The sequence below is a fragment of the Derxia lacustris genome, assembly GCF_002105195.1.
GTDB lineage: Bacteria > Pseudomonadota > Gammaproteobacteria > Burkholderiales > Burkholderiaceae_E > Derxia > Derxia lacustris.
The window spans coordinates 24,104-31,262 of sequence record NZ_MUHU01000016.1 but is presented as its reverse complement, the minus strand read 5'-3'; the positions used below and the strand labels follow the sequence as shown (position 1 = coordinate 31,262).

At 67.6% G+C, this 7,159-nt stretch carries 9 protein-coding genes and 1 pseudogene; 5 read left to right on the top strand and 5 right to left on the bottom strand.

Annotated features, from left to right (window positions below):
• Nucleotides 1–99 (bottom strand): annotated as a pseudogene (locus tag B9P64_RS28105) (ABC transporter substrate-binding protein); the annotation flags it as partial.
• 21 nt (nt 100–120) lie between these two features.
• Between B9P64_RS28105 and B9P64_RS14715 the strand changes: the two are divergent.
• Entirely contained in the window at nt 121–849 is a 729-nt protein-coding gene (locus B9P64_RS14715) for an ABC transporter substrate-binding protein (protein WP_235840010.1), read from the top strand.
• A gap of 7 nt (nt 850–856) precedes the next feature.
• The gene (locus B9P64_RS14710) at nt 857–1,843 is read left to right on the top strand and encodes an isopenicillin N synthase family dioxygenase (protein WP_085316871.1); all 987 of its coding nucleotides are present in this window, start codon (nt 857–859) and stop codon (nt 1,841–1,843) included.
• On the opposite strand, the gene B9P64_RS14705 is transcribed toward B9P64_RS14710, so the two are convergent.
• From B9P64_RS14705 to B9P64_RS14695, 3 genes are all read right to left on the bottom strand, one after another.
• Nucleotides 1,834–2,130, bottom strand: a complete 297-nt coding sequence (locus B9P64_RS14705; RefSeq protein ID WP_085316870.1) for a hypothetical protein — start codon at nt 2,128–2,130, stop codon at nt 1,834–1,836. The genes B9P64_RS14710 and B9P64_RS14705 overlap by 10 nt on opposite strands.
• Before the next feature lie 197 nt (nt 2,131–2,327).
• On the bottom strand, nt 2,328–2,897 hold the full coding sequence (locus tag B9P64_RS14700) for a GNAT family N-acetyltransferase (RefSeq protein WP_085316869.1): 570 nt from the start codon (nt 2,895–2,897) through the stop codon (nt 2,328–2,330).
• Nucleotides 2,898–2,919: 22 nt separating this feature from the next.
• Nucleotides 2,920–3,768, bottom strand: coding sequence for an SIR2 family NAD-dependent protein deacylase (locus tag B9P64_RS14695; RefSeq protein ID WP_085316868.1), 849 nt, complete (start codon nt 3,766–3,768; stop codon nt 2,920–2,922).
• Nucleotides 3,769–3,936: 168 nt separating this feature from the next.
• On the opposite strand from B9P64_RS14695, the gene B9P64_RS14690 reads away from it, so the two are divergent.
• Nucleotides 3,937–4,257 carry a Rieske 2Fe-2S domain-containing protein gene (locus B9P64_RS14690; protein WP_085316867.1) on the top strand — a complete coding sequence of 107 codons (321 nt, stop codon included), beginning with the start codon at nt 3,937–3,939 and terminating at the stop codon, nt 4,255–4,257.
• A gap of 940 nt (nt 4,258–5,197) precedes the next feature.
• Here the strand turns inward: B9P64_RS14690 and B9P64_RS24475 are convergent.
• Nucleotides 5,198–5,620 (bottom strand): hypothetical protein, encoded by a 423-nt coding sequence (locus B9P64_RS24475; protein WP_139826322.1) that lies wholly within the window; start codon nt 5,618–5,620, stop codon nt 5,198–5,200.
• 142 nt (nt 5,621–5,762) lie between these two features.
• Between B9P64_RS24475 and B9P64_RS14685 the strand changes: the two genes are divergently transcribed.
• Both B9P64_RS14685 and B9P64_RS14680 read left to right on the top strand, forming a co-directional pair.
• Nucleotides 5,763–6,536, top strand: coding sequence for a hypothetical protein (locus B9P64_RS14685; RefSeq protein WP_085316866.1), 774 nt, complete (start codon nt 5,763–5,765; stop codon nt 6,534–6,536).
• Complete coding sequence (locus tag B9P64_RS14680; protein WP_085316865.1) at nt 6,536–7,144, top strand: GTP-binding protein; 609 nt, start codon at nt 6,536–6,538, stop codon at nt 7,142–7,144. Before B9P64_RS14685 ends, B9P64_RS14680 begins: the two co-directional genes overlap by 1 nt.
• Nucleotides 7,145–7,159 lie beyond the last annotated feature (15 nt).

The following is a 7,159-nucleotide window of genomic DNA, read 5'->3' as shown; positions in this document are numbered from 1 at the left end:
CCACAGGTCGAACAGCCCGCCGGCGAGCGACTGGATGCCGTTGACCTGCGGCCCGCCCATCTTGATGGTCACGTCGAGGTCGTACTTCTTGTAGATGCCGGCGGGCTGTTCGACCTGTGGATGGGCTACGACTTCCAGACCCTCAAGGCGGTCGAGTCGGGCGTGCCGGTCACCACGCTCGCGGCCTATTTCCAGAAGGACCCGCAGGCGCTGATGGCGCATCCGGACGTGAAGGGCTGGTCCGATCTCAAGACCCGCACCCTGTTCATCGCCAGCGGCTCCGAGACCAGCTTCTGGCCCTGGCTCAAGACCATGTACGGCTATACCGACGCGCAGAAGCGCCCCTATGCCTTCAGCGTCGCGCCGTTTCTGGTGGACAAGAACAGCGCCGTGCAGGGCTATGTGACCAGCGAGCCCTATGCGATCGAGCAGGGCGGCGTGAAGCCCGCGATCCTGCTGCTGGCCGACGCCGGCTATCCGCCCTATGCCACCACGCTGGTCGCCATGCAGGCCACGCTCGACAAGAAGGGCGATGCGCTGGCGCGCTTCGTCAAGGCCTCGGCCGAGGGCTGGATCAGCTACTTCAAGGATCCGGCCGCCGGCAATGCGCTCATCAAGAAGGACAACCCCAAGATGACCGACGACCAGATCGCCTACGGCATCGCCAAGATGAAGGAGTACGGCCTGGTCACCGGCGGCGATGCCGGCACGCTGGGCGTCGGCGCCATGACCGACGCGCGCTGGAAGCAGACCTACGACGTGATGGTCGCCACCCATCTGCTCGACGCGCGCACTGATTACCGCAAGGCCTACACGCTCAAGTACGTGGGCGCGCTGCCCAGGCCCTGAGCGCGCCATGGTCCAGTACCTCCCGCCGCAACGCGCGCTCGCGCCGGTGCTCGACATCGCGCGCTGGCGCGACGGCAGCGACAAGCCCGGCGTGGCGCGCGAATTCGACCGCATCTGCCGCGAGATCGGCTTTTTCTACCTCACCGGCCACGGCATGGCGCCGGCGCGCATGCGCGGCGTGCTCGCCGAGGCCGAGCGCTTCTTTGCCCTGCCCGATGCCGCCAAGCGCGCGCTGACGCTGGGCGCCAACCGGCGCGGCTACGAGCCGATGGGCCTGCAATCGCTCGACTTCGACGCGCCGCCCGACCTGAAGGAATCGCTGCTGATCGGCCAGGCCACGCCGGCCGACCATCCGTATGTGCTGGCCGGTCTGCCCAACTACGGCCCGAGCCGCTGGCCCGAGCCGGCCGCATTGCCGGGTTTTCGCCAATTCTGCGAAAGCTATTTCGCCGAGGCCGCTGCCATTTGCCGCACGCTGATGGCCATATTCGCCCATGCGGCCCGATTGCCCGAGGATCATTTCGAGCCGATGCTGCAACAGCCGATGGCGACGCTGCGGCTGATTCATTATCCGCCGCAGCCCGAGGCGGTGATCGACAACCGCATTGGCTGCGGCGCACATACCGATTGGGGCGCGATCACGCTATTGATGCAGGATGAAACCGGCGGTCTCGAAGTGCAGGCTGCCGATGGCGAATGGCTTTATGCCGATCCGCTGCCGAATGCCTTTGTGGTGAATATCGGCGACATGATGCCGATATGGACCGATGGCGCCTATCACTCCAATCCGCATCGAGTGCGCAATCGCTCGCCGCATTTGCACCGTTATTCGGCGCCATTCTTCATGGACCTCGACTATCACGCCCGGGTCGAATGCCTGCCGGCATTTGCCCGCAATGGTGCGGCGCCGCGATTCGCGCCGCGCAGCGCCGGCGAGCATCTCGATCTGATGTACCGGCGCTCCTACGGCGAGCGGGCGCCGGCTCAGGAATAGCAGGCGCGATAGGCAAAGGCGGTGCCCGTGCCCAGGGTGCCGGCCCACACCACCAGACCGCAGAGCGTGGACCACAGCGCGGTCTGGCCGGGCGGGACGGCGAGCGCGACCGGCTCGCCCGAGTAGGTGATCGGCTTTTCGGAAAGCAGATCGCTGGCCGAAATCGGCTGGAATTGCGCGGCGACCGGCATTTGAGTGTCGGCCGATTGGCTGGCGGCCATCACCGGTGCCGAAGCGAGCGAGGTGGCAATGGTCAGGGCAATCAAGACGCGCGATTGGATTTGCATGACTTCTCCTTGAAGATGCGCGCGGCGGACTTGCCGCGACACGATTGCAATCTAGGAGTTGTGTGAACCAATTCGCAAGTTTGGTCTAATTGGCCCGGTCGGCCATGCTTATCCATGCGGGGAAATTGAAAGCGGTATTGGCGTCGCGCAATCGGGCCGGTGGGCCGGCTGGCAATTCCAGTCGTGCGCGCGCCGGTTCAATCGTGTGGCAGGCAATGATCGAAACTGCGCGCATAAAGCAGCACGTCGCGCGGTTCGGCGCCGGCATTGGGATGGACGATATAGCGCGCCAATCGGCCTTCCGGCCGCATGCCGATCTTTTCCATCACGCGTGCCGAGCCGGGGTTGTCCACATCGCAGACGGCGTCGATGCGCCACAGGCCGCAGCTTTCCAGCGCGATGCGCACCACCTCGCCGGCGGCCTCGCTCATCAGGCCCTGGCCCCAGCGCTCGCGCGCCAGCGCAAAGCCGAGCCGGGCGCGATGGTCGTTGGGATGCGGATCGGGCATCAGCTCGATCATCCCGACGTTGTCGGTCTCGCCGCGCGGCACGATGAGCCAGACGAAGGCGATCTTCTTGAACCAGCGCGCCTGGTCCCAGTCGAGCTGCTGACGGGTCTGCTCGACGGTTTCGTGAGCGCGGTTGCCCAGGTAGCGGAACACCTCGGGATCGCCGGCCCACTGGGCGAAGGCGGAGGCGGCATCGCCGGGGCGCGGCTTGCGCAGCGTGGCGCGCGCGGTTTCGATGCGGTCGGGCGGCGGTCTCATGGCGTGGCTCGGCGGTGGAAGGTCAGGGCGGGTTCGCGGCGCTGGCGCGATCGGCGGGCGGTGGCGCCAGCGCCGTCAAGGCGGCGAGCGCGCCGGCCGCGATGGCCACATCGGCCGGATGCTGCACCGCCGGCTCGCGCGGATTGATGCGCACCAGTCCGAGGCCGTCGCGCGCCACCTGCTCGCCGAGCAGCCGCACCGACGGGATGGCGGTGCCGGCGCCAAGCTCGATCACCACCGGCCGGCGGGTGCCGGCGAGCCAGCGCAGCAGCCGCGAGCGCTGGGCCGTGCTGCGGTCGGCGATCCAGCCGTCGTCGCCGAACATGAGGATGTTGGGCCGCGCCAGGCCGCCGCAACGCGGGCAGCGCGGCGCCGGGTTGAGCAGCAGGCAATGGGCATCGTCGGTGACGGGCGCGAAGTCGTCGGCCGGCCAGATCGCGCTGCCGCAGGGCCGCAGGCATTGCAGGTGATGGATCGAGCCGTGGCATTCGACGATGCGTTCGGCATCGAAGCCGGCGCGCTGGAACTGGCCGTCGACATTGCTGGTGAACACGAACAGCCCGCGCGGCAGCCGCGCGCCGAGCGCCTGCAACAGCGCAAAGCCCGCATGCGGCACGGTGCGCCGGTAGAGCGCCAGCCGGTGGCCGTAGAAGCCCCAGCCGCGCTCCGGTCGGCGCCGGAAGCTGTCGGGCGAGGCGATGCGCCAGAACGGCGTGCCCTCGGCCGCCAGCGCCGGATAGGCGCGCCAGAAGCCTTCGTCGCCACGGAAGTCGGGCAGGCCGCTGTCCACGCCGATGCCGGCGCCGGCCGTCACGAGCAGGCCGTCGGCCGAGGCGAGCAGCGCTTGCGCGCGTTGAATGGGGTCGTCCATGGGCCGGAATTTGGCACGGCCGGGCGAACGCGGGCAGTGGGTTCTTGCGGCATGGCTGGCTGCGCCCATCCGGGCTTGCCCGCATACGTCGGATTCCCGACGGCATGACGCTTGCGTGACGGCGCCCGCGGCGCACGACGCCGCGGGCGCAAACACGGAGAAAAATCAATGGCATTCCAGACGCTTTGCAAGCAGCGTTACCTCGGCGAGGGTGAGACCGTGCCGTTCCAGCTCGACGGGCGCGAAATCATCGTGATGTGGCCCGACGGCGGCGAACCGCGCGCCTACAAGGCGGTCTGCCCGCACGACAAGCAGTCGCTGGTCAACAACTCCGACTTCAACGGCCGCATCCTCATCTGCACCGTGCACGGCTGGGTGTTCGATGGCCGCAACGGCAAGGGCCTCGATCCCGAGGGCTGCAAGCTCGACGAGTACCCGCTGCGGGTGGTCGACGGCCAGGTCGAAATCGACCTCGACGCCGAGTTCTGAGGCGCGCCCGGCACCGGTGCGTCGACCGCGCGGCGCCCGGGCGTCCAGCGTTCCGGGCGTCGCCGGCGCGGGCCTGCGGCAGGCGCTGGCCGGTGCCGTCGACCGCTGCCGGCCCGGTCGTTCCGGGCGCGCAAATGCCGCTTCAATTCTCTGCGCATTCGATTCGCTACGGGCCGCACCATCGCCTGGCGATATTGCCGGGCTGCGGCCGTCCAATTGTCGATCGGCTCCGGTCGATGAAATGACGGCGGCTGCCGGATGTGAATGAGATTGCCGCGTCGTTTTCCGCCGATCGAATGCGGCAGATGGGCTCAATTTCGTATTGCGCATCTGCACTTCGGTCGACCGGCTTTCGTGAAATCGCGTCCCGATTCTGTATCGCGGGACTGCCGGATTGCGCTGTCGCGATCTGGGTATTCAGTCTTTCCCGCCTGCTGCAATCCCGGGGTGACAGCGTTCGCCGGACCCGAACCGGGCCGTCCTCCGCTGCTTGGCCGGTGCGCACGGGATTGCGTCATTCCGACAAGATTGCTCGGATGCAACCCGGGCGTTGTTCCCGGGCACGCCAGCCCTTGCGGAATGACTAGGTGAATTTCTGCACAAAAATGCGTGATTTTCCGTGAGTCGACACGGTGTGTTGCAGTGCGTTGAATAAGCCAAAGGCGCGCTTGACGATCGGAATCGCACGCTGTCGCAGCGAAGTGTCCACTCCACAATCCAGCTCGACGCTGGGCACAGAAGGTCGCAGCTGGCCCGGAGATCGGCCCGGTTCGCAGCAAATCGACGCCTGCCAGGAGGGCAGACTTGTCCATCCTGCGCACTTGTCAGCAGCCGGTATTCGGTACCGGACACGGTCAGCGTGTCGATGCAACCCGGGAAATTTCCGTCCCTCGATCCGGTGAATTTCTCACTGGACGAGGTGCCGGTCGCGGCTTGTCCCCTAGATCGGTGAGCCCGGCCGTATTCCGTTCATTCGCGCCGCCATTTCATCTGGCAGGCGCGCGGCAATTTCCCGGCATTCCGCCTTGCAATATCGATTCAATTCATCCGCATTCCAAAGTTGCGGAAGATGCAATCGACGCGCGGAATTGCCGCCGGCATCGAGCGTTAGGGGCTGCCTTGCATATCGCCCGGTTGACGGGCGGGTGCGGCCCAATTCCGGCCGCCTGCCGACCGAATCGCCGCCGGCGTATTTGAATTTCCGAGTTGCTTGCGAAGGATTGGCGCGCCAAATCCGTGCGGTTTGCGACAATGTCGTTCGCAATTGTTCGATTCCGCTTGCGCAGCGGGCACGCGGAGTTTCTGATGAAGGCCGGTTGCGCTGTTCCGGCAATGCAAAAAAGTTGGCAATACGGGCCCGCATTGCCGAATGTCCTACAAGCGCGCGTTAAGCAGGTCACGAGCGCGGAACGATGGCTCGCGAACGGGTATGGCACTTGCCCGCAGGAGGCGTTGTCGCGTGACGCACGGCCGCAATTCAGCGGCTGACAGGAAAGGCAAAGAAAATGATCCTCAATCACGACGTTTCCACGCGGCTCGTCTCTGCGACGCTGCCGGCTGCAGAGTTCGACTTCGCCGACTCCCTGCTCGGCGTGCTCGATCAGGTGAGCCGGGCCGGCCTGCCGGCGCGACTGGTGCTGCGCAACGGGCGCGGCCCGGGCATGGCGGTCGATCCGGTGCGCCGGCTGTGCGACCTGGGCGGCATCGATGTCGATCTGTTCTGCGTCGCCCGGGCCGAGGACATCTTCATCAGCTTCGAGCGCGAGCCCAACCTGCCGATGGCGCGTCCGCGGCCCTGGAGCGAGTTGCGCTGGCGTGCCGGCTATCTCGGCTCGGCCGGCCGGCCGGCGGTCGGCTGCACCCGCTTCGATGTCGTGCGCTTCACCGACTGGCCCACGCTCAGCCATCTGCCGCACGACGAGGAATGCGTGCGCGTGCTGGCGCTGCTCACGCGCCATCCCACCTCGATCGCGCTGGCGCGCAGCATCACCGGCGTCGAGCTCGGCCATCTGTTCCGCATCTATGCGGCGGGGCTGGCGGCCGGACTGGTCGAGGTCATCAACCGGCGTCAGCCGGTGGCGGTGGCGGGCAGCGAGCCGGCCGGCTGGCGTGGCGAGGCCGAGCGTGGCGACACGCCGCGCGCCGCGCCCAAGGCCGCTGGCGGCCAGACCAGCGCGCCCGAGGAAGACGCGGCGAACGAGCCGGTGGCCGGCGCGGCGCCGGCGCCGACCGGCCGGCGCTGGGTGTCGTCGCTGTTTGCGCGGCTGCGGGCGCTGTAATGGGTTCGGCCAGCGCCGACGCCGAACGCGTCAATCTCAAGATCCTGTTCGCCGGCCCGCCGGGCGCCGGCAAGACCACGGCGATCGCCGCCGTGTCCGACATTCCGGTGGTCGGCACCGATGTGGCGCCCACCGACGAGCTGCGCTTCATGAAGGCCAGCACCACGGTGGCGATGGACTACGGCGTGCTGCAGCTCGATGCCCAGTACGCGATCCATCTGTATGGCGCGCCGGGCCAGCGCCGCTTCGACTTCATGTGGGATGTGCTGTCGGTCGGCGCGCTCGGGCTGGTGCTGCTGCTCAACCATGAGGAGCCGGCGCCGCTCGACGATCTGGCGGCCTACATGGATGCCTTCCATGCGCTGCTGTCGCGCACCCGGGGCTCGATGGTGGTGGGCGTGACCCGGCTCGGCGCCGATCCCAATGCCATCGACGCCTATCGCGGTCTGGTGACCAGCTACGGGCTCACCGTGCCGGTGTTCGACGTGGATGCGCGCCGGCGCGCCGATGTGCGCTGCATGCTGCTGTCGCTGGCCGGGCTCATCGCTTCGCAGGACCGGGTGCAGATGACGCACAGCCGCTTCGCGCCCGGCCGCGTGGCCGGCTGAGCCGGCGCGGCGCGC

Excerpts from the sequence above, each read along its gene's own strand:
- B9P64_RS14715 (WP_235840010.1), top strand. The coding sequence starts at position 121 with ATGGGCTACGACTTCCAGACCCTCAAGGCGGTCGAGTCGGGCGTGCCG.
- B9P64_RS14710 (WP_085316871.1), top strand. The coding sequence starts at position 857 with ATGGTCCAGTACCTCCCGCCGCAACGCGCGCTCGCGCCGGTGCTCGAC.
- B9P64_RS14705 (WP_085316870.1), bottom strand. The coding sequence starts at position 2,130 with ATGCAAATCCAATCGCGCGTCTTGATTGCCCTGACCATTGCCACCTCG.
- B9P64_RS14700 (WP_085316869.1), bottom strand. The coding sequence starts at position 2,897 with ATGAGACCGCCGCCCGACCGCATCGAAACCGCGCGCGCCACGCTGCGC.
- B9P64_RS14695 (WP_085316868.1), bottom strand. The coding sequence starts at position 3,768 with ATGGACGACCCCATTCAACGCGCGCAAGCGCTGCTCGCCTCGGCCGAC.
- B9P64_RS14690 (WP_085316867.1), top strand. The coding sequence starts at position 3,937 with ATGGCATTCCAGACGCTTTGCAAGCAGCGTTACCTCGGCGAGGGTGAG.
- B9P64_RS24475 (WP_139826322.1), bottom strand. The coding sequence starts at position 5,620 with ATGCGGGCCCGTATTGCCAACTTTTTTGCATTGCCGGAACAGCGCAAC.
- B9P64_RS14685 (WP_085316866.1), top strand. The coding sequence starts at position 5,763 with ATGATCCTCAATCACGACGTTTCCACGCGGCTCGTCTCTGCGACGCTG.
- B9P64_RS14680 (WP_085316865.1), top strand. The coding sequence starts at position 6,536 with ATGGGTTCGGCCAGCGCCGACGCCGAACGCGTCAATCTCAAGATCCTG.